General features: G+C 75.3%; 1 protein-coding gene. It reads left to right on the top strand.

Annotated elements, in window-relative coordinates; genetic code table 11:
- Nucleotides 1-826: efflux RND transporter permease subunit (locus N790_RS03415; protein ID WP_043800758.1), on the top strand; the 826-nt coding region annotated here is incomplete at its 5' end.
- Nucleotides 827-939: the final 113 nt, after the last annotated feature.

Below are 939 nucleotides of genomic sequence, written 5' to 3'. Positions count from 1 at the left end.
GTTCGCCGCCGCGCCGCTGGCCACGCCGGGCGGCGGCGTGCTCAGCCTGGGCGAACTGGCGCGCGTGCAGTCCACGTTGGCGCCGGGCCAGCTGCGCCGCGTGGACGGCCGCCGCACCATCAGCCTGACCGTGGATCCGCCGGCCAGCCTGTCGCTGGAGGAAGCGCTGGAGATCGTCGACGGCGAGGTGGTGCCGGCGCTGCGCGCGGCGCTGCCGCCGGACGCCGGCGTGCGCGTGTCCGGCAGCGCCGACCGCCTGGGCGAGGTGGTGCGCACCATGGCGGGCAACTTCGCGATGGCGCTGGGCGTGCTGTTCCTGCTGATGGCGGCGCTGTTCAAGTCGGTGCGCGACAGCGCCTTCGTCATGGCCACGCTGCCGATGGCCCTGCTGGGCGGCGCGCTGGCCCTGCGCGCGGTGGCGCTGTTCACGCCGCAGACGCTGGACCTGCTGTCGATGATCGGCTTCATCATGCTGCTGGGCATGGTGATCAACAACGCGATCCTGCTGGTGGCGCAGGCGCGCGCCGGCGAGGCCGACGGCCTGGCGCTGGAAGCCGCGCTGGCGCAGGCCCTTTCGCAGCGGCTGCGGCCGATCCTGATCGCCACGCTCACCGGCGTGTTCGGCGCGCTGCCGATGGCCATCAATCCCGGGCCCGGCGCGGTGATCTACCGCGGCCTGGCCGCCGTCACCGTCGGCGGCGTCGGCCTGAGCCTGGTCTTCACCCTGGTGCTGGTGCCGGCGCTGATGCGGCTTGCCGCGGGCCTGCGCGACGACCTGCGCCAGCGCCGCGGCCCGTCCGCCGCCGCCATCCCCACGACCGCCTGATCCAAGGAGAACCACCATGCGCCGCCCCTTCCGCCTGCCGCTCCTGGCCCTGCTGGCCACCGCCTGCACGGCCGCCGCCATCGCCCAGTCACCGCCGGCACCGCCGCCGGCGC

The sequence above is a fragment of the Arenimonas malthae CC-JY-1 genome (assembly GCF_000747075.1).
GTDB lineage: Bacteria > Pseudomonadota > Gammaproteobacteria > Xanthomonadales > Xanthomonadaceae > Arenimonas > Arenimonas malthae.
The sequence above is the reverse complement of the archived record's forward strand: the minus strand, read 5'-3'. Positions and strand labels throughout refer to the sequence as shown.